Source organism: Lepagella muris, from assembly GCF_004793975.1.
Classification (GTDB): Bacteria; Bacteroidota; Bacteroidia; order Bacteroidales; family Muribaculaceae; genus Lepagella; species Lepagella muris.
In genome coordinates this window covers 23,495-46,973 of sequence record NZ_SRYB01000038.1, presented here as the reverse complement: position 1 = coordinate 46,973, position 23,479 = coordinate 23,495, and the positions used below count along the sequence as shown (strand labels likewise).

15 protein-coding genes are annotated in these 23,479 nt (G+C 49.1%); 3 read left to right on the top strand and 12 right to left on the bottom strand.

Features of this window, described 5'->3' with window-relative positions; genetic code table 11:
• Positions 1-90: 90 nt before the first annotated feature.
• The 10 genes from secA to E5331_RS17805 form a co-directional block, all read right to left on the bottom strand.
• Positions 91-3,567 carry a preprotein translocase subunit SecA gene (gene secA, locus E5331_RS17850; protein ID WP_123482406.1) on the bottom strand — a complete coding sequence of 1,159 codons (3,477 nt, stop codon included), beginning with the start codon at positions 3,565-3,567 and terminating at the stop codon, positions 91-93.
• A 39-nt stretch (positions 3,568-3,606) separates the two neighbouring features.
• Entirely contained in the window at positions 3,607-5,190 is a 1,584-nt protein-coding gene (locus E5331_RS17845; protein ID WP_123482407.1) for an alkaline phosphatase family protein, read from the bottom strand.
• 8 nt (positions 5,191-5,198) lie between these two features.
• A complete protein-coding gene (locus E5331_RS17840) occupies positions 5,199-6,482 on the bottom strand; it encodes a lipoprotein N-acyltransferase Lnb domain-containing protein (protein ID WP_168355289.1) in 1,284 nt (427 codons plus the stop codon).
• Between the two features lie 75 nt (positions 6,483-6,557).
• Positions 6,558-7,952: an asparagine--tRNA ligase gene (gene asnS, locus E5331_RS17835; protein WP_123482409.1), complete on the bottom strand. Its 1,395-nt coding sequence runs from the start codon at positions 7,950-7,952 to the stop codon at positions 6,558-6,560.
• 29 nt (positions 7,953-7,981) lie between these two features.
• A complete protein-coding gene (locus E5331_RS17830; protein ID WP_136013285.1) occupies positions 7,982-9,472 on the bottom strand; it encodes a pseudouridine synthase in 1,491 nt (496 codons plus the stop codon).
• Between the two features lie 378 nt (positions 9,473-9,850).
• On the bottom strand, positions 9,851-10,438 hold the full coding sequence (locus E5331_RS17825) for an adenylate kinase (protein ID WP_123482410.1): 588 nt from the start codon (positions 10,436-10,438) through the stop codon (positions 9,851-9,853).
• 95 nt (positions 10,439-10,533) lie between these two features.
• Entirely contained in the window at positions 10,534-11,109 is a 576-nt protein-coding gene (locus E5331_RS17820; RefSeq protein WP_338033528.1) for a phosphoribosyltransferase, read from the bottom strand.
• Positions 11,110-11,119: 10 nt separating this feature from the next.
• Positions 11,120-12,244 carry a hypothetical protein gene (locus E5331_RS17815; RefSeq protein ID WP_123482411.1) on the bottom strand — a complete coding sequence of 375 codons (1,125 nt, stop codon included), beginning with the start codon at positions 12,242-12,244 and terminating at the stop codon, positions 11,120-11,122.
• A 175-nt stretch (positions 12,245-12,419) separates the two neighbouring features.
• Positions 12,420-13,580 carry an OmpA family protein gene (locus E5331_RS17810; protein ID WP_123482452.1) on the bottom strand — a complete coding sequence of 387 codons (1,161 nt, stop codon included), beginning with the start codon at positions 13,578-13,580 and terminating at the stop codon, positions 12,420-12,422.
• 48 nt (positions 13,581-13,628) lie between these two features.
• Positions 13,629-15,908: a hypothetical protein gene (locus E5331_RS17805; protein ID WP_135985857.1), complete on the bottom strand. Its 2,280-nt coding sequence runs from the start codon at positions 15,906-15,908 to the stop codon at positions 13,629-13,631.
• Between the two features lie 943 nt (positions 15,909-16,851).
• On the opposite strand from E5331_RS17805, the gene E5331_RS17800 reads away from it, so the two are divergent.
• From E5331_RS17800 to porE, 3 genes are all read left to right on the top strand, one after another.
• Complete coding sequence (locus E5331_RS17800) at positions 16,852-17,235, top strand: GxxExxY protein (RefSeq protein WP_420813852.1); 384 nt, start codon at positions 16,852-16,854, stop codon at positions 17,233-17,235.
• A 475-nt stretch (positions 17,236-17,710) separates the two neighbouring features.
• Positions 17,711-18,805, top strand: coding sequence for a hypothetical protein (locus tag E5331_RS17795; RefSeq protein ID WP_123482415.1), 1,095 nt, complete (start codon positions 17,711-17,713; stop codon positions 18,803-18,805).
• Between the two features lie 33 nt (positions 18,806-18,838).
• Entirely contained in the window at positions 18,839-20,845 is a 2,007-nt protein-coding gene (gene porE, locus E5331_RS17790) for a PorE family type IX secretion system protein (RefSeq protein ID WP_135985855.1), read from the top strand.
• 30 nt (positions 20,846-20,875) lie between these two features.
• Here the strand turns inward: porE and E5331_RS17785 are convergent, their stop codons facing one another.
• Both E5331_RS17785 and gltX read right to left on the bottom strand, forming a co-directional pair.
• Positions 20,876-21,550, bottom strand: coding sequence for a DUF2461 domain-containing protein (locus E5331_RS17785; RefSeq protein WP_123482417.1), 675 nt, complete (start codon positions 21,548-21,550; stop codon positions 20,876-20,878).
• Between the two features lie 407 nt (positions 21,551-21,957).
• Positions 21,958-23,478, bottom strand: coding sequence for a glutamate--tRNA ligase (gltX, locus tag E5331_RS17780; RefSeq protein ID WP_123482418.1), 1,521 nt, complete (start codon positions 23,476-23,478; stop codon positions 21,958-21,960).
• Position 23,479 lies beyond the last annotated feature (1 nt).

Here is a 23,479-nt window from a genome sequence, read left to right as displayed (position 1 = left end):
TGTCTTTTTGCAATCACATACGAAAAGAGACTGCCTAAACTTGTTAGACAGCCTCTTTTTCTATTATTTTTATATCTGCTATCGGGGAGATTATTGCTGGTCTCTGCCGTGGCAGTTCTTGTATTTCTTGCCGCTGCCGCAAGGACAGGGATTATTACGTCCTACTTTCGGCTGTGCCTTCATCGGTTGCTTCGGCTGCTCCTGCTGACGGTTGGTCTGGGCTGCCTGACGCTGTGCCGTCTCACCGGGGTAGCTGTCGCGGGTTGTGCTATAGTTTGCGTAAGGATTCGGCATTGTCTGAGATGTGTATTCCCTGCGTATCTCCTGCTGTGCGGCATGACGACGCTGTTCCTGTGCCTCTCTCGCTGCTGCCTCGGCTGCCTTTGCCTCGGCATAGTCGGGCACTGCCAGACGACCACGCATCAGGGTAGCCACCGACTTGGAGTTCATATCCCAAAGCATCTTCTTCCAAAGCTCGTATGCCTCCAGTTTATAGATCACGAGAGGATCCTTCTGTTCGTAGGATGCATTCTGCACCGACTTGCGAAGCTCATCCATCTCGCGGAGCTGCTCCTGCCATGCCTTGTCGATTGACGAAAGAAGCACTGTCTTCTCCCACGCTTTCGTAAGGGCTGCACATCCGTTGTCGTATGCCTCCTTTATGTCGCAACGTATGTTGAACATACGACGTCCGTCGGTCACGGGCACCCCCACAAGACCTGTGGCACCTCTCTCCTCTACAAATTCTTTTATATAGGGCATAGCACCCTCTGCCATCTTCTGCTTGTTGCGGGCATAAGTCTGCATGGCCGCCTCTGCAAGCCTATCAGTCATGACAGGGGCATCAAGCTTGGCATATTCCTCTTCCGTAAACGGCACCTCGATTGCAAGCGACTTGCGCACTGCCTCGTCAAACTCGCTGAATCCGCCATCGTAACGACGTGATGCGAGTTCAAGAGACGTCTCATAAATCATATTGGCAATATCCGTGCCGATACGTTCACCCTTGAGTGCGTTCTGACGACGACCATATACACCCTTTCTCTGGGCATTCATAACGTCGTCATATTCCACAAGGCGTTTACGGATACCGAAGTTATTCTCCTCGACGCGCTTCTGAGCATTCTCGATTGAACGGGTCACCATCTTGCTCTCGATCATATCGCCCTCCTGGAATCCGAGTCGGTCAAGAGTCTTGACGATACGCTCGTTGGCAAAGAGACGCATAACGGTGTCTTCAAACGACACGAAGAACACGGATGAACCCGGGTCGCCCTGACGTCCGGCACGTCCGCGGAGCTGACGGTCGACGCGACGTGACTCATGACGCTCTGTGCCGATGATTGCCAGACCGCCTGCGGCCTTCACTTCCGGCGACAGCTTGATGTCGGTGCCTCGACCTGCCATGTTGGTGGCAATGGTCACGGTGCCGGTCTTACCTGCCTGAGCCACAATCTCCGCCTCCTTCTGATGGTATTTGGCATTAAGCACCTGGTGAGGAATCTTGCGGAGCTGAAGCATCTTGGAAAGCAACTCGGAAATCTCCACCGACGTTGTGCCCACGAGCACAGGGCGTCCTGCCTTAACCATATCCTCAACCTCCTGGATAACGGCTGCATATTTCTCCTTCTTGGTGCGATATACACGGTCGTTCTGGTCGTTACGGATTACGGGGCGATTGGTAGGTATCTCAGTCACCTCAAGTTTATAGATATCGTAGAACTCTCCAGCCTCCGTCATTGCCGTACCGGTCATACCGGCAAGCTTACGGTACATACGGAAATAGTTCTGGAGTGTGATTGTTGCGTAGGTCTGTGTGGCAGCCTCAACCTTCACGCCCTCCTTAGCCTCGATAGCCTGGTGAAGACCGTCGCTATAACGACGACCCTCCATGATACGTCCGGTCTGCTCATCGACAATCTTAATCTTATTGTCGTCGATCACGTATTCCACATCCTTGTCAAACAGGGTATATGCCTTCAGAAGCTGGTTGACGGTATGCACACGCTCCGCCTTGATGGAATAGTTCTGCAGAAGTGCATCCTTCTTCTCCTGATGTTCCTCCTTTGTGCCCTCCTCATTCTCCACGGCTGAAAGCTGTGCGGCGATATCGGGAAGCACGAAGAACTCAGGGTCCTGAGTGGTGCCGGTCAGCACCTCGATACCCTTGTCGGTAAGTTCTATGCTATGGTTCTTCTCATCGATCACGAAGAAAAGCGGCTCAACAGCCTTCGGCATCTCGCGGTTGTTGTCTGCCATATACTTAGCCTCCACCTTCAGAAGAAGCTGCTTGATACCCTCCTCGCTGAGATAGCGGATAAGAGGATTATGCTTCGGCAGACCCTTATAGGCGCGGAATAGCGACAGTCCGCCATCCTCCAGAAGCTGATCGGCGGTAAGTGGTTTCTTACCCTCCTCCTTCTTGTCGAACTTCGCCACTTTCTCCGGGTCGCCGCTTGTGGCTGCTGCAATCTTATCCTTTGCCTCAAGCAGAAGACCCTGCACGAGCTTACGCTGTGCGTTGACAACCTTCTCCACATTCGGCTTGAAATCGTTGAACATCTGGTCGTCGCCCTTAGGCACCGGACCGGATATAATCAACGGCGTGCGGGCATCATCGATAAGAACCGAGTCGACCTCATCGACAATGGCATAGTAATGTTCGTCACGCTGCACGAGATCTGAGGTCTGTGTCGCCATGTTGTCGCGAAGATAGTCGAAACCGAACTCGTTGTTTGTGCCAAACGTAATGTCGCAACGATAGGCGCGACGACGTTCCTCCGAGTTAGGATCTGTCTTGTCGATACAATCTACGGTAAGACCATGGAACTGATAGAGAGGACCCATCCACTCCGAGTCACGTTTTGCAAGGTAGTCGTTGACGGTCACCACGTGTACGCCCTCACCCGTCAGTGCGTTGAGGAACACAGGGAGTGTAGCCACGAGAGTCTTACCCTCACCGGTCGCCATCTCCGCAATGTTGTTAGAAGCCTTGTCGCCGTTCATTATGCCGTGGAGCACCATGCCGCCGATAAGCTGCACATCGTAGTGCACCATGTCCCAAGTCATCTGGTTGCCGCCGGCAAGCCAGCTTGTGCGATAGACAGCCTTGTCGCCTTGTATCGACACGAAATCCTTACCGGCAACGGCAAGATTGCGATCTGCCTCAGTGGCTGTCACCTCGATTGTGTCGTTCTGTGCGAAACGGCGTGCCGTCTCCTTCACCACGGCAAACACCTCCGGGAGCACCTCGTCAAGACGGCGTGCATACATCTTGAACATCTCCTCGCGAAGCTCATCGATCTTCTTCCAATAAGGCTCACGCTTATCATATTCGAGAGTCTCAAGCTCGGTGCGGATCTCCGCCATCTTATCCTTATACTCCTTTGCCTCGCCACGTATGCCATCGCGTATCACGTCGATTCTGCCGCGAAGTTCATCGTGTGAAAGCCCAGTCAGCTCATCGCTTATAGGGTTTATCTCTTTTTTGAGGCGATCCCAAAGAGGACGCACTGCGCGCTCGCTCTGATCGCCGAATATCTTTTTAAGTAGTCCGTTTAATCCCATGGATTCTTATGTTTTTTCAATTGGTTGGTGTTTAGATGTTCACTTTTTGAGGTTGAGAGGCTTGGATGCGGATCCATTGGGTGAACGTATTCTCAGCACCTGAGTGACAGTGGGAGCCACGGCTGTCGCATCGACAGGGGTGCCTATTGTGACCGGCTCCACGTTTGGTCCCATGATAAACACGGGCGTCTGTACGAGTCCGGAGCGGATTACCTGTGTCTCATTGGGGAATTTCGTATCGTCCACTACCGACCAGCCGGCATTGAACTCCAATATCACATCGCCACCGGTCTTCGGGTCAGTGCCGAGACGCATTGCCTCCATCGCCGGCAACGACGACGCCATTATGTCGCTCATTGTAAAGGCATCGCTGACGCCGCTCATCTGCACGAGAAAATCACGCGACGCCTCCGCCACTTCCTTGAGATCGAGTTTGCGCTCCTCTATCTGCTTGCGGTCAAGATAGACGTGTCCGCCACTGAACGTGTCGACATAATCACCGTTGCCATAGCGGGCGGCGAGATATGAATTAAGCAGCGACAATGCACGCTTTACAGAGAAGTAGCCTGTCGGAGTACGGTATTTAGCATCATCCTCCACTGCATCGTCGTAGTAGCCTGTAGAAGCCACGTAGACAAGGGTGTTGTTGAGACCGACGTATTTGTCGATTGCATCAAACAGACGTGACAACTGCCCGTCAAGACGCAGATAGCTGTCTTCAAGCTCCAGACGGAAATCCCCATCCTTCACGTATTTGTAGGGGGCGGCGGTATAGCCTATGTTGAGCATGTCGATAGCATCGCCACGGCTCCCTATCTTCAGATCCCGAAGACAGGTTATCGCCACGTCTGTCACCTCTGTGTTGACCATCGGCGAGGAGATATACATGCGATACACGCTGCGGTCAGCCGTAGGGAAGGTATGCTTGAAATCAAGTATGCGTTTCTGTGCCGGCAGTCCCGGATATGTGGATAGCGGACGCGACGGCTTCCATTGCATCGTGTCGAGACGCGACGTGATAGGGTCACTGTAGTTGCGCTGTGTCAGCTGCGACGGAGCCTCACGATAATACGTGGTGGTAGCCCATTTCCCGGTGTTGTCATTAATCCAGAAAGCCGACGTGCCGGCATGACCAGCCATGATGATTGACTGCTGCGGATCGGGGGATATGGAATAGACTGCCGCAAGTCCGGCTCCATCTATGGCTATCTCGTCGCTGATGGTAGACAGACGCAAACCGACGGGAGAATATGTCTCGGTCGTAAAATTACCGATCATGGTGGCATCCTGAAGTGCGGGCACCATGTCGCGCACATTGGGATCATACACCTTTGATGACGTGACCCCGTTATGGCGTGGATATCCCCCGGTGTAGATCATCGCGGTGCCGCTCACCTTGTCGAGTCCGTTCACCTTGAAATCCACATCCTTCAGGAAAGCCCCGTCTTTCATGAGCTTGTTAAACCCCTTTTCGCCAAAAAGGTTCTGTAGATATTCGATATAATCGGTGCGTAGCTGGTCTATCATGATCCCCACGACCAGTTTTGGACGCGAGGCATCAGCATAGAGCATCGTATTGATGCCCACAAGACCGCATATCACCGATGTAATCAGTCGATTCATTTACTTTTTTACGATTTCTTCTTTATTGTTATTCCGCGAGCGGATCTACCCTTTCGCGTCGCAGGCGTTCTTACTGTGGAAGAAGACCGCCCATTATTATTATAACTATCTTTGTGGATGATTATTGCATAAGTGGCTGAAAGTATCAGCGTGATGCCTATAAGCGGGAAGATGGCAGGGTTGCCACTTTGCTGCATGAAGGGCCACACAAGCAACATACAGATGAGAGCAACTATGTCGCAATAAGCCATCGCCACCGCTGCCGGACGCAACGTGCGCCACCACACACACAACCCGATCACCAGCTGAAGAGGATTGAGCCATATCAGAAGCATATTGGGCGATGTTGCCTCATGGCTTGATATAAACACCAGAAATGCCGTCAAAGTTCCCGTTAATCCCAAAAGAGTGAACCACAAGGAATATACCCATTTTATTATCCTATTGGTTTTCAAACTATAGGCAGCAAACACAATCGTCAGGACAAATAGTATCCATGCCACTGCCAATGGCGACAACCAAAAGGGAGTCGGACCGAGCGTCACGTCGCCGTCACCCTCATTGAGCACACGCGTGGCTTTCACGAGCCGTCGCCCGTCAGAGAGTCGCGCTGCTCCCGCCCTCTGCATCATTTCAACAGGCACAAACATCTCCTCGCGCCCGGTCACTCCATAGTCGATACCCGAACCCAAGGCAAGGTCGATACCAAACTGATACCACGGATAATTGCGGTTGTAGGCACGCATCTCATTACGGAACGTTCCGTAGGTGACGCTATCGGGATAGATCACCCGCACATCGTCATAAGCGTCGTCGATCCGGTCAAGGATGCGCGTGGCACAGTTGTCCTTCACGTAGTTGTAGCGGTAGCGGCGATTCTGCGGCAACGCCTCTGTCTGGAGAAGTGCAAGAAGCCTGTGAGCCTCCTCAGGGGTAAGATTGAGATCCTGCTCCACCACTCTCGACCCACGTGAGACGTATTCCGGCATAAACCATTCAAACGGATATCCGGCACACAGATAGTCGGTCTCCCCTTTCACAAACCGGTAGACGAAATTCGGCTCGCGGAAGTTGAACACTCCGTAGTTCCACACAGAGTCTCTCCCCTCTCCTCTCACTCGGATAGCCTCATGACCGTAAAGTTCATATATTTCCGGACCGGGATAACACGTGATAAGGCTGACCGTCAAAGGCGAATCGGCTTCTCCGGCAGACTTGGCACGGGGCATATCTCCGGCAGTGACGGCAGTGGCGGGAAGCCACGACAACGCCATGACAATAAGTATTGCCATGGCGCCCGTGATCGTTCGATATATTGACTTTAGTATCAATTCATGCAAGGATTTATGCATTGCAATCATTCGAGATTAAAACTCGCAGTTCTTCGGATAGCGCGGGAAAGGTATCACGTCGCGGATGTTCTGCATACCGGTGACGAAGAGCACCAGACGCTCGAAACCGAGACCGAAACCGCTGTGAGGAACCGTGCCGTATTTACGGGTGTCCATATACCAGTCCATGCCGGTCAGTCCAAGCTCCTCTATACGTTTCTGCAGCTTCTCATAATTCTCCTCTCGCTGGCTACCGCCGATAATCTCACCGATTTTCGGGAAAAGCACGTCCATTGCGCGGACAGTCTTGCCGTCATCGTTGAGCTTCATATAGAACGCCTTTATCTCCTTAGGATAATCGGTCAGGATGACCGGTTTCTTGAAATGCTCCTCCACGAGATAACGCTCATGCTCCGATGCAAGATCGACGCCCCAATAGACCGGGAACTCGAATTTCTTGCCGCTCTCCTCGAGGATCTTCACGCCCTCGGTGTAAGGTAGACGCACGAAATCGTTCTCAACCACAAATTTAAGGCGGTCGATAAGTTCCTTGTCAAAATGGTCGTTGAGGAATTTTATATCATCGGCGCAATGCTCAAGCGCGTAGGTGATGCAATATTTAATAAACTCCTCGGCGAGATCCATATTGTCGGCTATCTCATAGAATGCCATCTCCGGCTCTATCATCCAGAACTCGGAAAGGTGGCGCGGCGTATTGGAGTTCTCCGCACGGAATGTCGGTCCGAATGTATAGATCAGACCGAGAGCCGTAGCACCTAACTCACCCTCAAGCTGACCGGAAACGGTAAGCGATGCGAGTTTGCCGAAGAAATCCTGAGAATAGTCGATATTTCCTGCCTCATCTTTAGGCAAATCGTTGAGAGGAAGCGTGGTCACCTGGAACTGTGCACCTGCGCCCTCGCAATCCGATGCCGTGATCAGCGGAGTATGGAAATAATAGAATCCTTTATCGTTGAAGAATTTATGTATGGCGTATGCGAGTGCGTGGCGTATGCGGAGCACGGCACCGAACGTATTGGTGCGCGGACGCAGATGCGCCTTCTCGCGAAGGAATTCAAGAGTATGACCCTTCTTCTGAAGCGGATAGTCGCCGGGGGCTGTGCCGTACACTTCAAGCTCACGAGCCTGTACCTCAACCGACTGACCTGCACCCTGAGATGCAACCAACTCCCCCTGCACGTGGATGCTCGACCCGGTGGTGATTGCCTTCAGGTCGTCGTCGGAGAATTTAGAAAGGTCAAACACAATCTGAAGATTGTTGATGGTGCTGCCGTCGTTCAATGCCACGAACTGCACGTTTTTGTTGCCTCTCCTGGTTCTTACCCAGCCTTTGACATCTACAATCTCACCGGCATGAGATGCGCCTTCCGTGAGAACGGTCTTGACTGTCTTTCTTCTTATATCTTCCATCTGTCAAAAAAAATACATTATGAAGGATTTTACTCGAAGCTACCCATGCGGAGGAAGTTAACCTCTTCCTGAGTGAGATAACGCCAGCGTCCACGGGGAAGGTTCTTCTTGGTGAGTCCGGCGAAGTATACGCGGTCAAGCTTGGTGACGCGATAGCCCAGACTCTCGAATATACGGCGCACGATACGGTTTCTGCCGCTGTGGATCTCGATGCCTGCCTGATTGCGGTCGGTCTCGCTGACGTAGCTGATTGCATCGGCATGAATCTCCCCATCCTCAAACTCGATACCATCGGCGATGCGCTGCATATCCTCCTCGGTGATATCCTTGTCGGTCCACACGTGGTAGATCTTCTTCTTCACAAACTTGGGATGAGTGAGCTTAGAAGCAAGGTCGCCATCGTTGGTGAGAAGCAGCACGCCCGTAGTGTTGCGGTCAAGGCGTCCTACAGGATAGATACGCTCGCGGCACGCATTCTTCACAAGGTCAAGCACGGTGAGGCGTCCGTTGGGGTCATCGCTAGTGGTCACGCAGTCTTTCGGCTTGTTGAGAAGCACGTAGCACTTGCGCTCCGGAGTCACCACCTTATCATCATATTCCACCACGTCATCATGTGAGATCTTGGTTCCGAGTTCAGTGACAACCTCTCCATTTACCTTCACGAGACCCTGTGTGATGAATTCATCAGCTTCACGACGTGAGCAAATGCCGGCATTTGCCATAAATTTGTTAAGACGGATCTGTTCGTTGGGATCGATATCCTCAAGTATGTAGTCCACCTGTTTCGGACGCGGGGTGAACATCTTGTTGTTTTGAGGCTTGCGGAATCCTCCCTGGTTGCGGTTGTTATAGCCACCCTGGTTGCGGTTGTTGTAGCCGCCCTGGTTACGGTTGTTGTAGCCGCCCTGGTTGGGACGCTGCTGGTAGCCACCCTGGTTGCGGTTGTTGTAGCCGCCCTGGTTGCGGTTGTTGTAGCCGCCCTGGTTGGGACGCTGCTGGTAGCCGCCCTGGTTGCGGTTGTTGTTATAGCCGCCCTGGTTGGGACGCTGCTGGTAGCCGCCCTGGTTGCGGTTGTTGTAGCCGCCCTGATTACGATTATTGTAATTATTCTGACGCGGCTGATAATTGCCCTGACGCGGCTGATAACCTTGACGCGGCTGATAGCCTCCCTCTGCATTCTGATGGAAGCCGGTCTCAGAAGCACCTTCAGTCTTCTCTCCTTCGCCATCGGAAGCGGCGGGACGCTGCTGATAATTCTGCTGATAAGCGGGACGGTCGTAATGGTTGTTGTAGTTATTTCTGCCGTATCCCATCGGACGCTGCTGATAACCATACTGTCTCTGCTGGTAACCTTGACGGTCGCCATACTGACGGTTGGCAGGCTGACGTTCGCCGGAAGCGTTGTCATCGTTAGGGTAATTCACTTTCTCATAGCGGTTTTCTGAATCTCCGCTCTCTGCATTCCCGGCAGTGGGTGCTACGCCGATTCTCGGCCGTTTTGGTTTCTTTTCTGATTCCATCTTGACAAATTTCTGTTTCTTTTTTCTTATCCGGTCAAAACTATGCCCTCACGGCAGCCGACCTCAGAAAGGGTTATTATGTATTTTATTTGAGTTTTTGATTGGTGTCTCAATAATATTAATTGGCTATATATCAATTAATCTGTGTGAACGACATCAACAATTGAAGCAATGAAGTCGCAGATGCGCCTCATATTGGCGCAAAATTAATAAAAAAATTTCAAAACAAAATAGTTTTCTCGAATAAATTTAAATATCAGGCAGCTGAGATCGTAATCTCAGCTGCCTGAATGGTCTTTATTGTCTTTACTGTCATTATTGACATTACTGACATTATCGACATTAATGTCAGTTTGTCAATCACAATTTGACGCTATATTATTTGCGTGGTGCGCCTGTGATTTTCTCCAATCCCTTGGCTATATCGTTGAAGATATCATCCACTACGCCGCTTCCATTGACAGGGAGATACTTCCCTTCGTTATGGTAGTAATCGCGGAGCGGGGATGTCTGGTTGTGGTAAACGTCAAGACGTTTCTTGATGGTGTCGATATTGTCGTCAGCACGCCCTGTCTCCTTGCCACGGTTGAGCATACGCTCCACAAGTTCCTCCTCCGGCACTTCAAGACCGACAACGGCATGAAGCTCCGTGCCTCGCTTTGCCAAAAGCTCCTTCAATGCCTCTGCCTGCGGGATAGTGCGTGGGAAACCATCAAAGATAACCCCCTTCTTTCCCTTAGCATCCTTTTCAAGGACGTCATCAAGTATGCTTATCATAAGCTCATCGGGAATAAGTTGTCCCTGAGAGATAAACTCCTGTGCCACCTTCCCAAGATCTGTACCACGTTTGATGTGATCACGAAGAACTTCTCCCGTAGAAATATGGAATAGTCCGAATTCATCAATTAGTTTTGCACTTTGTGTCCCTTTGCCACTGCCGGGAGCACCGAATAATACCAGATTCATATAGTTTATGGTTTAAGGTTTATACTTTATAGTGGAGAGTGGAGAGCCATTTTATCTACTCTTTTTATCGAGATACAGAGACCGATCCGGAAGACCTACTCTTTGATGACGTAGATATCCTTCAGGTTGCGCACCTTGCCATCGAGGTCAAGACCATATCCGATGATAAAACTTGGGGGAATCGTGAATGCTGCATAATCCGGGGTGAAACCTGTCTTGCTGCTTGCCGGCTTATGGAGTAGAGTGACAAATCTCACCGATTCCGGACCCTGTTTCTTGATATCGGCTATCATCTGCTTTGCCGTCAGACCGGTGTCGACGATATCCTCGATAATGACAACATCCCGTCCGGTCAGATCCTCCGTAAGACCGACAAGCTGCTTGACATTACCAGTGGTCGACATGCCCTCGTAGCTCTTGTAGCGCACGAATGTCACCGAGCAGTCGTTGATGCCACATTCCCGGATTAAGTCTGCCGCGAATATGAATGCCCCGTTTAAGACACAGATAAACAGCGGGCGCTTACCCTCCAGGTCCCTGCGAAGTTCTGACGCCACTCGCTTTACCTGACGGCGGATCTCATCCCTCTTCAGGAACGGGACGAACGTGAGTCCGTCTACCACTACCTCTTCAGCTATCCGCTCGTCGTCTGTCATCAATTTCTCTTCCATGATATTTATCCTATATTTTCACTTTCTTTCCACCGATGATGTATATACCCTTGGGAAGCGATGCAATCTCTTCATCAGTAGCATCCTGATAAAGCTGCACTCCCGTGATGGAGTAGACTGCCCGCGGTTTATTCCCACCGACTGCCTCTATCTCATCCACGTCCGCCTCAAATTCCGAATGAGTCTTTACGCATTTGAGTTCATCCTCATACCATCCCGGCACCACGAGATATGCCGTATTCGCCGGCACGTAATCAAGTCCGGATGCCTTGACAAAGCCAAGTGAGCCATCGGCACATCGCCCGAGCACACGCATTGTAGTCGGGTCATACTTGACGCGGTTGATATGTCCGGCTATGTCGCAGTTGAAATACTGACCTTTCAGCTTGTTGCCGCTGACCGCACTCCCTGTGCCCCCTACTGTCATACGGTTATCACCCGGCTCTGTCCCGACACATTCCACAACCACAGGAGTGGCGGCGGGAACTGTGCCCTCTATCTCGGAAAGCTCGACCCAACCGTTCTTGACATTGCTGACATAATACATCTTCACTCCGGAGGAATATGCCGAAAACGGGAAGGAGGCATATACCGTGGTGTAGAGCGACCCATCAGCATCCACATCTGGCATCGCTCCATAGAAATTCTCGCCCGCCGCATCCATCGGGAGTATAAACCATTTACGATAGTCGCCTGAGGAATTGGTACCCATTGTGCCACGATTACCCGACCAAGAGTTGCCATCAGCAAGATATTTTGTCACTCTACCATCTGTGCCGTATGCCATGTATAGCTTCTGCCCTTTTGAGTTGCCATTCTCCCGCAACTTCAAATAATGGTCTATGATCTGATAAACCCCCGTGCCTTGCGTGGTAAGCTGATATTCCGATCCCACTTTTGAAATATAAAATACAGAGGCTGGATCGTGTGACACATCATCAAACACGAGCCATAGTTTTATTGCCTGCAAATCAGCTGTTGTGGCGGCAATATCGATACTGCCGCGATTGTCTATAACCGATGCATAGCGTTTTGTCTTGTAATTTTCAACCCTGTAGTAACCATCACCATTCAAATCAGCATATACGCCTAAAGTAGTTGCCGCCGCAACAATAAGAGTAAATATTTTCTTCATAAAAACATTATTTCCATACCTGCATACCCATCTGAACCGACAATTAAAGAGATGCCTGACATTCATAGGGAATCGGAATTTAAAAAATTGGTCATACCGGAGCATATCCGATATGACCAATTTAATAACGATTATTTTCTATAATTATTTCACCTATTGCGAAATATTACGCATCTCACTGCGCAATACAGATTGCCACACGGTTCTGTACGGGATCGGGATAAGGCTGATCCTCTGCCTCACCCATGCTCTTCACTGTCATGCGAGATGCAGAAATACCGTATTTTGTCTTAAGCATATTGGCAACTGCCTCTGCACGGCGTGCTGCAAGACGAAGGTTAAGCTGGAGTGAGCCTGTGCCCTTGTCGGCATAACCTGTAATCGTAACCTTTGCATCAGGATGCTCCTGAAGGAAGTCTGCAACCGTAGCCACCTTTGTAGCCTCGCTGCCAACGATAGCAGTAGTGTTGATCTTGAAGAACACGTCGCGACGAAGCATCTCTACCTCTTTCTTTACAGGCTCTTCCTTAACAACCTCTACAGGAACTTCCACAACTTTCTCAACGATCTTCTCGATCACCTGAGGAGCCGGCTCCTCGATTACGCGGGTGCGAGTCTCATATTTGGGACCGAAGGCGTATTTAACGCCTACGAGTGCGTTGAAATACCAGTCAGAGTTTGAGCCGATCTTTGAGTTGTAGTTATCGCTGAGGGTATTTGCCATAACCTCAAGACCCACCTGGACGTTCTCTGCCACGTTGAAGTTAACGTCAAGACCGAACTGTCCGAGGAAACGTACCACTGTGCCATCCCATGCATTGCCGAGAAGCTTGTAGTCAGCACCGTAAATCTGATTTGCACCTGCGGCACCAGACACTTGCTTGAGATAAGCGGCGTTGATGTCGTTAGCCTCACCATTGCCGAAGCCGATGTTCATTCCGAGACCAGCGATAAGGTTAACCTCAACAAGACGGTTGGGATTGTAGCCGCCGATAAGGTTGGTCATGTCTACAACCGCATCAATAGTGGGTGCTACATAGTTCCATTTCCAACGGGGATCGTCCTGACCCTTCATCTTGAGGATACCTTTGCTCTGCCATGCGTTTACAGCAAGACGGGCACCGATGTAGGGATTGAACTTATAGCCTACTGCAAGCTGTGCATTCGGACTGAGGAGCTTGCCGAAGCCACCCTCGCCAAGAGTCTCCTGCATACCGAACTGAGCCTGACCATACCAGTGAGGAAGGAATACGTATTCGGTGACTGTTTCCTGAGCGTTGGCACAGAGACCACCGAACAGAAGAGACGCTGTCAAAAGAATTTTATTTAATTTCATTTTCATTTTCTTTTTTGGGTTCTGTAATTATATATAACAACTCAGTGATTACTTAACCGTAACGTAGTAACGACGGGTAGATGTGTAGCCACGGTAGTCAAGTGCGGAGTAGAGAATTGCGTATGTCTTGCCTGACTGGAGTTTGCTTGCATCAATACCTACACGGTTTACTGTGCCTGCAAGCACTTCATTAAGACCTGCGCCACCGGCATTTAGATTAGCCACGTTGGATGCGTCAAGAGTGCCGTCAGCCTTAACCTCACCTACAACTGCAACATACTTCTTGTAAGCCGGAACCACGAGTTCTGCATTGTAAGAAGTGAGATACATTGTCACTGAGTTACCGCTACCCTTTACAAATACCGAAGGATCTGTCCAATCTGTTGAGAAATGGTGAAGCTCGCCATCTCCGCCCTTGTATGCTGCATATACCTGCAGATATGCATTCGGGTTCTCAAGGATACCATTAACCTTATTGGCGATGCGGTTCCAGAGTTCAACAAATTTCTGTGCACCGTCAAGTTTGCCGGCAATCTGATTCTCAATCTTGTCAAGGATATCGGTCAACTGTTCATTGATTGAAGCATCTACGCTCTTAAGTTGGCTATTGATATCTGAGATAAGAGTCTCAACCTGACCGATCAACTGCTCCTTAACGGCAGCCTCAATCTCACCGGTAAATCCGGAACCCGGTTTATTCGGATCTCCGTTGATGGATTCTACAATAGAGTTGACAAAGTCGTTCAACGCGGTGTTATTGTCTCCAGGTATTGAAACCGTACCACCATCATAGCCAAGTATAAGTTCACCCTCAAGAGGATTGCCCATACCATCCTTTACTGATGAAAGATCTATCTTTATCTGTGATTTCTCAATCTCAAATTTAACATCTTTAAGACTGAAATCCCAATTATATTTTGACTCATCGATGCCAAGATTCAACTCAATCTTGATATCCTTTCTGAGATCAGCGAAGAAATCATGGAGAACGTTTGACAAGCGACCGAATGTCGGAAGCTTCTTGCTTGACGACATACCTTCAGCTGTACGGAAGCTCAATGGATGGAACGTAGTAGCTGCAATGTCATACTTTGAAAGGATTGAACGATCTTCAGTAGCATCTGACCCGAAGATAGGAGACTGCGTTGTGAGCTCGACTGCGTATGCAGGAAGGATACCGTCAAACTGACGATAGAGAGCAGCTGCAAGATCAGCGATGCTTGACTTAGAGCGGTCGTTGTAAAGATCCTTAACCGCTGATTTCAATGCAGGATCAATCTCAAGTTTGATAGCTGCAATATCGTCAACTGTGGGAAGGATGTTAACTCTGTAGAGACCGTTCTGCTTGCCGGCACGTGTGCCGAAAGAGACACCGAAATTGAATTCAACATCATTATCCTTTACAAGTTCAAGCTGACCGAGCACATATTCACCATTGCTCTTGACAAGACGGATCTTCATGCCGCTGCAATCGATGTTGCTGGGATTAACTGTAACGTAAAGATTACCGAGGGTTCCAATCTTAGTATCCTTTGTAACCAAATCAGCTTCGTTGGTTGCTGAATGACCAAGAGCTGCCCATACAGCATCACCGAGGTCGCCGGCAAGATTATCCTGGCTGTACTCAAACACGGAGTTTCCATTGTTCGGGAAATGGATGTCGTGGTCAGCAGAATAGAAGTAGTTGGCAAGGATTGTGTTGCTTACACCGATAGGCAGGTTGAACGTACCGAACATCGGGTTAACACAACGCTGAATCTCGATGTTGGTGATGAGCTGCGCAAACATCTTATCAACAAAAGAAGTAATTTTCCCAGCGGCAGCAAGGGCTTCATTTCCTGTAATCTGAGCAGCATCAGCAGCAGCCTGTGCTGCATCAGCAGCAGCTTGTGCTGCATCAGCAGCAGCTTGTGCAGCATTTGCTGTGCCTTGCGCTGCCTCAGCAGCAGCCTGTGCAGCAGCAGCAGCCTGTGCTGCCTCATTAGCTTTAGTCAAGGCGGCCTGCGCTGTAGCATTCGCACCATTGGCTGCATTTTTTGCCTGTTCAATAAGACCGATTAATTCCGTCTTATCTGCTTGAGTAAGATAACCGGCTGTTTCAAGGGTAAGCACACGTGCCTCAAGTGCCTGCAACCTAGCCACCGTAGCGTATTCGCCCTTATCCTGTTTTTCAGCGATAAGATCCTGAAGCATTTTCACAACATCGGACTGCGACTGTTTGATTTCAGTTTTGAAGCTGTCCTCGTTGTCCTTACAAGAAGTGAACATGCCGACCCCACCGGTCGTAACGGTAAGCAACAGCAAGCCGTTGATTAGTTTTCTATTCATTCCTTAATAGATTTGAATTGATTAATATTTGTTTTTTATTGTAGTGTTCCATTTTTTGTTAGACATAGACGCGCTGACACCCCGTCGGACAACCGACCTTATCAGCATTACTATATTAACTTTAAGTGAATTGCGGTTGTGGAAAGAAGACATTAAAGCTTCATATCAGGGACTCGGATACCCGAATTCACTCTGAAAATTGACCACAAAGGTAAGACTCTTTATTGTATCTAACAAATTTTTAGAAAAAAATATCGCAACTTTCTCAATTTTTCTTAAAATTATTCCTTTTAGCACAATATTTCAGCACATTTCTCCAACCATTTTTAACCATTCATCATTCGGACGAAATCACAACCGCAAAGGGTGCAGAGGGCGCGGAGTTTTTTTATTTTTTCTCTGTGGTCTCTGTTTACTCTGTGGTGAAAATAAACCGCGGAGAACGCGGAGGGCGCGGAGTTTTTTTTATTTTTTCTCCGTGCCCTCCGTGCGCTCTGCGGTGGAGATAAACCGCGGAGAACGCGGAGGGCGCGGAGTTTTTTTTATTTTTTCTCCGTGGTCTCTGTGCGCTCCGTATGCTCTGCGGTGGAAATAAACCACGAAGAACGCGGTGAGCGTGGAGTTTTTTTTATTTTTCTCCGTGGTCCCTGTGCGCTCTGTGGTGAAAATAAACCGAGAAGAACGCGGAGGGCGCGGAGTTCTTTATTTTTCCTCCGTGGTCCCTGTGTGCTCTGTGGAGGAAATAAACCGCGAAGAACGCGGAGGGCGCGGAGGTTTTTTATTTTTTCTCCGTGGTCTCTGTGGTGGAAATAAACCACTGCTGTATTTAGTTTTTAATAATAAAGTCATGTGGGAATTAGTGTTTCTGTGATAATAAATTTATTTTATTGTATTTTTCAAATAATATTTTGTAAATTTGACACATAATAATTTACACCTATGTATCATGAATATTAATGAAATTGGCACTATTATAGTGGATGCTGCCATAACGGTACATCGCCTATTAGGTCCTGGATTGCTTGAATCTTGTTATGAGACATGTCTTATGTATGAGTTAACCACACGAGGATTGTTTGTCGAACGTCAAAAAAGCATACCCATTATTTACGGCTTAATTAAACTTGAATCGGGATATAAGATTGATCTATTGGTTGAAAAACAGATTGTCATTGAATTGAAATCGGTCGAAACTCTAAAAGATATTCACACCGCTCAAATTCTCACTTATATGAAATTAGGTTCATATCGATTAGGGTATCTGATGAATTTTAACGAACGGCTAATGAAAAATGGTATAAAGCGTTATATTTTAACGATTGAATAAACGGTATCACGACCACGGAGAGCACGGTGTTTTTCTCTGTGATCTCCGTGGTGAAAATAAACCGCGAAGAACGCGGAGGGCGCGGAGATTTTTTATTTTTCTCCGTGGTCTCCGTGCGCTCTGTGGTGAAAATAAACCGCGAAGAACGCGGAGGGCACGGAGATTTTTTATTTTCCTATGTGGTCTCCGTGTGCTATGCGGTGGAAATAAACCACGAAGAGCGCGGAGATTTTTTATTTTTCTCTGTGGTCTCCGTGCGCTCTGCGGTGAAAATAAACCGAGAATAACGCGGAGGACGCGGAGATTTTTTATTTTTCTCCGTGCTCTCTGTGCGCTCTGCGGTGGAAATAAACCAGGGAGGGCACGGAGTTTTTTTACATAACTTTGTGATCTTTGTGGTGATTTTGCAGATGGTGTTCGTTTGTCTGACAAAATTTTACTAATTTTGCAGATTATTATCACCGACAATATTTGTATGCGTAAGTTTTTTTTATCAATATTAGCTATCGCGGCTCTCGCCGCATTCTCTACGGATGTCAATGCGCAATTGAACCATAAGTTTACGAAAGTATACAGGGTGCCCAACAACAATAAGAAGGAATCATTACCCGACGATTCCCTCCTGTTCCGTCGTCCTACACCAAAGCCAACTGCCTCCAATCGTATAAGCCTTAAGGAATGGTGCCGACAGAATAACGTTGCCGACAATCTGGAGGCGGCTTTCACCCTCGGAACCGGTGGACTCGGTCTTGAACTCGCCACACCTATAACGAAATGGACTCGCCTGCGTGCCGGAGTGGAGTGGATACCGTCGTTTCATCTCCCACTAAGTTTCGAGATCTCCTCTTTCAATGAGGGGAACGTAAATAATGACATAAGCCACATACAGGATATGGTGTATGAAATGACAGGGCTGCACATGGATGACGAGGTTAAGATGATCGCAAAGCCGAAGATGTTGAACTTCAAACTGCTTGTCGACGTCTTCCCGTTCCAGAACAACCGTCACTGGCATTTTACCGCAGGTTTCTATGCCGGCAATTCAATCATCGGACGCGCAGAGAACAAACGCAACCAGATGCCAACGCTGGTGGCTCTCAATCTGTATAACCGTGCGTATGATTATTTCACCACTATCGAGGATATCTATGACGTGCCTATCGGCGGAGGAAACTACCTTGACCCTGACAAGGTGCTCGAATTGCAGGAGAAATTCCGTGAATATGGACGCGCCGGCATACATATCGGTGATTTCAAGAACGGAGAGCCATATATCATGCAGCCCGCTCAGGATGGCAAGGTGAGGGCAAAGGCGAAGACCAACCCATTCAAACCTTATTTGGGATTCGGCTACAGTGGTGCAATCGACAAGGAGCAGCGATGGAATATAGGCGTGGAGGCAGGCGTGCTGTTCTGGGGTGGCGCACCACAAGTCATCCTGCACGATGGTGTCAACATGAATAAGGATCTCGTGAACGTGCGCGGGAAGGTAGGCGATTATCTCAACGTCATGAAAGCCCTCCCCGTATATCCTCTCATCAACTTCAAGATCTCCTACTCCTTCTTCTGATCTCATTTTCTTCCGATCTCATTCTTCCGACAAATGCATAAATCAACATCATACATCTTCTCACTCCGCAGATCATTACCGATTCTTTTATCCATTCTATTGTCGGTGATTGTCGGAGGATGCCGGAGTGTGAAGCTGTCGGATGCCGATGATGCTTTTGCACGAGGTGAATATTTCGATGCCCAGGCGATGTACCGCAAGGTCTATAACCGTATGACCAAACGAGAGGAACGTCCCGCCCGTGGAGAGGTGGCTTTCAAGATGGGACTCTGCCAGGCGAAACTTAACATGGCGGCAAACGCTGCAAAGAGTTTTCAGAACGCCCTGAGATACGAATATCCCGACTCTACCCTATTCCTTTATCTCGGAAAGGCGTTGCAGGCATCAGGGAAATATAAGCAAGCTATTGAGGAATACGATAAATATCTCGCGCTTGTGCATGATGATGCGCTTGCACGTGAAGGCGTCACAGGTTGCCGACTTGCCATTGCCGCCAAAGAGCAGCCGAAGACACGTTATGTGGTGAAAAAATCAAAGATATTCAACACCAAACGCGCCGACTTCTCCCCCATGTATCTCGACAAATCGCTCGACAAGCTATATTTCACATCAACAACGGAGAAAGCTACCGGCGAGAAACGCTCGGAGATTACGGGCATGAAGAAGGGCGACATATATTTCAGCAAGAAGGATGAACGCGGGCAGTGGCAGACTCCACAGCCTGTGGAGGGTGAGCTTAACACGGATGCCGATGAGGGTATCGTGAGTTTCTCGCCTGACGGACAGACCATGTATCTTACCAAGGCGCGCCGCTCGGAGACTTCCGACACATCCGTGGAGATCTACACGTCAAAACGCAGTGATGCCTCCTGGAGCGCACCGCAGAAGCTGGAAATCACCGCCGATACACTATCTGCCGTAGGACATCCAGCTGTCTCCTCAGACGGTCGCTACCTGTATTTCTGCAGTGATATGCCGGGCGGATACGGAGGTCTCGACATCTGGAGGATCAATCTTAATGAACGCGTCGGGAGTCTGGAGAATATGGGTCCGCAGATCAATACTCCGGGGAATGAGATGTTCCCCTACTCGCGCACCGACTCCCTGCTATATTTCTCTTCCGACGGACATCCGGGATTCGGCGGACTTGACATATTCAAGGCGAAACTAAACTCTACCGGCGACTATTGGAGCGTGGAGAATATGGGATTGCCAATGAACAGCCAGGGAGACGACTTCGGCATTACGTTTGGGGATGGGGAGAACGGTTTCTTTAGCTCTAACCGTGGGGATGCTCGGGGACGCGACCATATATTCAGTTTTGAACTTCCCGACATACATATCTCAATATCAGGATTCGTAATCGACAAGGATGAGGAACCTGTGCCTAATGCTGTGATACGTATCGTGGGTGACGACGGCAGCAACCAGAAACAGGTGGCTCGCGATGACGGCTCGTTTGAGTTTGACCTTGACCGAGGTGTGAAATACGTGATGAAAGCCGGTGCTCCCGGCTATCTCAGCCTGAAGCAGGAATTCGAGAGTGATTCCGCCGAGGAGGATGCGGAATATGCCATCGACTTCACCCTGGCTGCAATCAACAAGCCACAAGTGGTGGAGAATATATTCTATGATTTCGACAAGGCAACACTACGTCCGGAATCAAAGGCGGCACTCGATGAGATGGCGCAGATGCTACGAGATAATCCCAACGTGACCATAGAGATGGGAGCGCACACCGACCGCAAAGGGAGCGACGAATATAATATCCGTCTGTCGGAACGCCGTGCCCAAAGCGTGATTGACTACCTTATCGCTGCCGGTATCGCCGCAGACCGCCTCAGTCCGAAAGGGTATGGGGAGAGCGTGCCAAAGACCGTCACCAAACGTATCAACCGCGAGTATCCTCAATTTACGGAGGGCACAGTGCTCAATGAGGACTACATCAATACACTCTCTCCGGAAGATCAGGATGCGGCTGACCAGATCAACCGCCGCACGGAATTCAAAGTGCTCTCAATTGATTATGACCTTGACTGAATCTTAGGAGTCTTAGAAGTCTTAGGAGTCCTATAAGCCATCTCCACCAATTTCATCCAAGGCAAAATTAACGAAATCATTGAAGGGTTTTCCTATACGGAATAGCCGTGTCACCTTCTCCACCAGGTCGGCACGTGAAAGTTCGGAATCCTTAAGCACATGACTCGCCACAAAATCCCGCGGACGCACCAGCTCAACATATTCCCAATCCTTCGGCACGCCTTTCGGCGCTGTCTTCAATGGATTCTCCCCCACTTCCGGGTAAGCCTCCTTAAATTCGGGAGAATGTATTATGTCGATGTATTCCTCCACATTATCGTAGATTGACATACGTATGGCGGATACCGCCTTCGACGGCAGACAGACCGTGCCGACAGCCACCAAAGAATTACCCGGTTCGATATGAAGATAATATCCCATGCGGTTCACCCTCTTTCCGTAGGGTGGACATATAAAGATTCCGATATGCGTCTTATATGGTGTCTTATCGTGGGAGAAACGTGTATCGCGATATATGCGGTATGTGCAATCTGAAGGGGAGAGACGGGCAGCCTCAGGCTCAAAAGAAGCAACTCCGGCTATAAGCAGAGCCGTCAGTTCATCTATCTGTGTCTTTACCTTCAAATATTCATCCTTATGCGCCAAAAACCATTCCCGGTTATTGTTTCCTGCCAAAGACTTCAGGAATTTCAGTATCTCTTTCATTTTGTATTTTATATAATATTTTGATTATAAACACATTATCAACTTCTCAAACTATCAATAGTATACAAAAAAAATTGATTGTCATCCCGACAACCAATCTTCTGTTAACCTTAAAATCTAATACCATGAAAAACTCACTGCAAAATTACAAATTATTTTTCAAAATCTGCTATATAACATAAAAAAAATTACCACTTTAACATTCTTTAATGTTTCTCTTAAAAAATCTTCAATAATAAGGATTTCTTTAAGGGTATTAAGGATCTTAAAGTCCTTAATGCAAAAAAGTCCTTTCTGTCATTAATGACGATATTGTCAATATTGACAGAAAGGACTTTTCTGACCGTTGCATGCCGAAACCGACTGCTACAAGCCCATGTTGTAGGCAGCAAGCCTCGACTGCGGATTTATCGTTTGATTGTGTGGATTGCACGACGGATACGTGCAATAACCTCCTCTTTCGGCATAAGCTCTGTGATGTCAAACATGTGCGGACCACGGCAAGCACCTACTACTGCCAGACGGAATGCGTTCATAACGTTGCCGAGATGATAACCTTTGTCGGCTATCCAGCCGAGCACGATCTTCTCTGCATTAGCCGAGGTCATGTCGTCAATGCCTTCAAGCAATCCGATAAGTTCCTCCATGATACGCGGAGTGTCCTCACTCCAACGTTTCTTGACGTCTTTCTCCGCATACGTCTCAGGCGCCCGGAAGAAGAAGTCGCCCTGCGTCCAGAGATCGTCTATCAGGTCGGCACGACCCTTGACCATACCGATTGCCTTCGCAACGTAGGCAGGATCGGCATCAGTTATGCCGTTCTCCACAAGTACGGGCTGGAACAACTGTGCCAATACTGCATCATCTGCCTTGCCAAGATATTCATGATTAAACCAGATACCTTTCTTATAATCAAACTTGGCACCGCTCTTGGAGCAATGGGCAAACGAGAACTTGCGGATAAGGTCGTCCATGCTCATCATCTCACTGTCATCACCGGGATTCCAGCCGAGAAGAGCAAGGAAATTCACCACAGCTTCCGGCAGATACCCCTTCTCGCGATAGCCTGAAGAGATCTCGCCCGTAACAGGGTCCTTCCATTCGAGAAGGAACACAGGGAAACCGAGTTTATCGCCATCACGCTTCGAGAGTTTACCATTGCCTACAGGCTTCAGCAGGAGCGGCAGATGCACAAACTGAGGCATCGTGTCGGTCCAGCCAAATGCCTCGTATAGAAGCACGTGGAGCGGTGCCGACGGAAGCCATTCCTCTCCACGGATCACGTGGCTCACCTCCATCAGATGATCATCGACTATGTTGGCGAGATGATATGTCGGGAGATTGTCAGCACTCTTGTAGAGCACCTTATCGTCGAGGATATTGCTGTTGATGGTCACTTTCCCACGGATAAGGTCATCCACAACCACGTCGCGGTCAGGCTCAACCTTGAAACGCACCACATATTGTGCGCCGTCAGCAATAAGACGGTCAACCTCCTCCTTCGGCATGGTCAGAGAGTTGCGCATAGAGCCACGGGTATGGGCATCATACTGGAAATTCGGGATATCCTGACGCGCTTTCTCCAACTCCTCAGGAGAATCAAAGGCAATATATGCCTTACCGTTGGCAAGAAGCATATCGACATGCTCCTTATATATCTCGCGACGCTCACTCTGCTTGTAGGGTCCGAAGACCCCACCTTCGCGCACACCCTCGTCAAAACTTATGCCGAGCCAATGAAGGGCATCGTTGATATACTCCTCCGCGCCGGGAACAAACCGACGGCTGTCGGTATCCTCGATGCGGAGAATCATATCGCCCCCATTCTGACGGGCGAATATATAATTATAGAGAGCCGTGCGCACGCCCCCTATGTGAAGCGGTCCCGTCGGCGACGGGGCAAATCTTACTCTTACTTTGCGTTCCATG

What these genes read in the sequence shown, in the direction of transcription:
- secA (WP_123482406.1), bottom strand. Translation starts at nt 3,567, where the DNA reads ATGGGATTAAACGGACTACTTAAAAAGATATTCGGCGATCAGAGCGAG.
- E5331_RS17845 (WP_123482407.1), bottom strand. Translation starts at nt 5,190, where the DNA reads ATGAATCGACTGATTACATCGGTGATATGCGGTCTTGTGGGCATCAAT.
- E5331_RS17840 (WP_168355289.1), bottom strand. Translation starts at nt 6,482, where the DNA reads ATGGCAATACTTATTGTCATGGCGTTGTCGTGGCTTCCCGCCACTGCC.
- asnS (WP_123482409.1), bottom strand. Translation starts at nt 7,952, where the DNA reads ATGGAAGATATAAGAAGAAAGACAGTCAAGACCGTTCTCACGGAAGGC.
- E5331_RS17830 (WP_136013285.1), bottom strand. Translation starts at nt 9,472, where the DNA reads ATGGAATCAGAAAAGAAACCAAAACGGCCGAGAATCGGCGTAGCACCC.
- E5331_RS17825 (WP_123482410.1), bottom strand. Translation starts at nt 10,438, where the DNA reads ATGAATCTGGTATTATTCGGTGCTCCCGGCAGTGGCAAAGGGACACAA.
- E5331_RS17820 (WP_338033528.1), bottom strand. Translation starts at nt 11,109, where the DNA reads ATGGAAGAGAAATTGATGACAGACGACGAGCGGATAGCTGAAGAGGTA.
- E5331_RS17815 (WP_123482411.1), bottom strand. Translation starts at nt 12,244, where the DNA reads ATGAAGAAAATATTTACTCTTATTGTTGCGGCGGCAACTACTTTAGGC.
- E5331_RS17810 (WP_123482452.1), bottom strand. Translation starts at nt 13,580, where the DNA reads ATGAAATTAAATAAAATTCTTTTGACAGCGTCTCTTCTGTTCGGTGGT.
- E5331_RS17805 (WP_135985857.1), bottom strand. Translation starts at nt 15,908, where the DNA reads ATGAATAGAAAACTAATCAACGGCTTGCTGTTGCTTACCGTTACGACC.
- E5331_RS17795 (WP_123482415.1), top strand. Translation starts at nt 17,711, where the DNA reads ATGCGTAAGTTTTTTTTATCAATATTAGCTATCGCGGCTCTCGCCGCA.
- porE (WP_135985855.1), top strand. Translation starts at nt 18,839, where the DNA reads ATGCATAAATCAACATCATACATCTTCTCACTCCGCAGATCATTACCG.
- E5331_RS17785 (WP_123482417.1), bottom strand. Translation starts at nt 21,550, where the DNA reads ATGAAAGAGATACTGAAATTCCTGAAGTCTTTGGCAGGAAACAATAAC.
- gltX (WP_123482418.1), bottom strand. Translation starts at nt 23,478, where the DNA reads ATGGAACGCAAAGTAAGAGTAAGATTTGCCCCGTCGCCGACGGGACCG.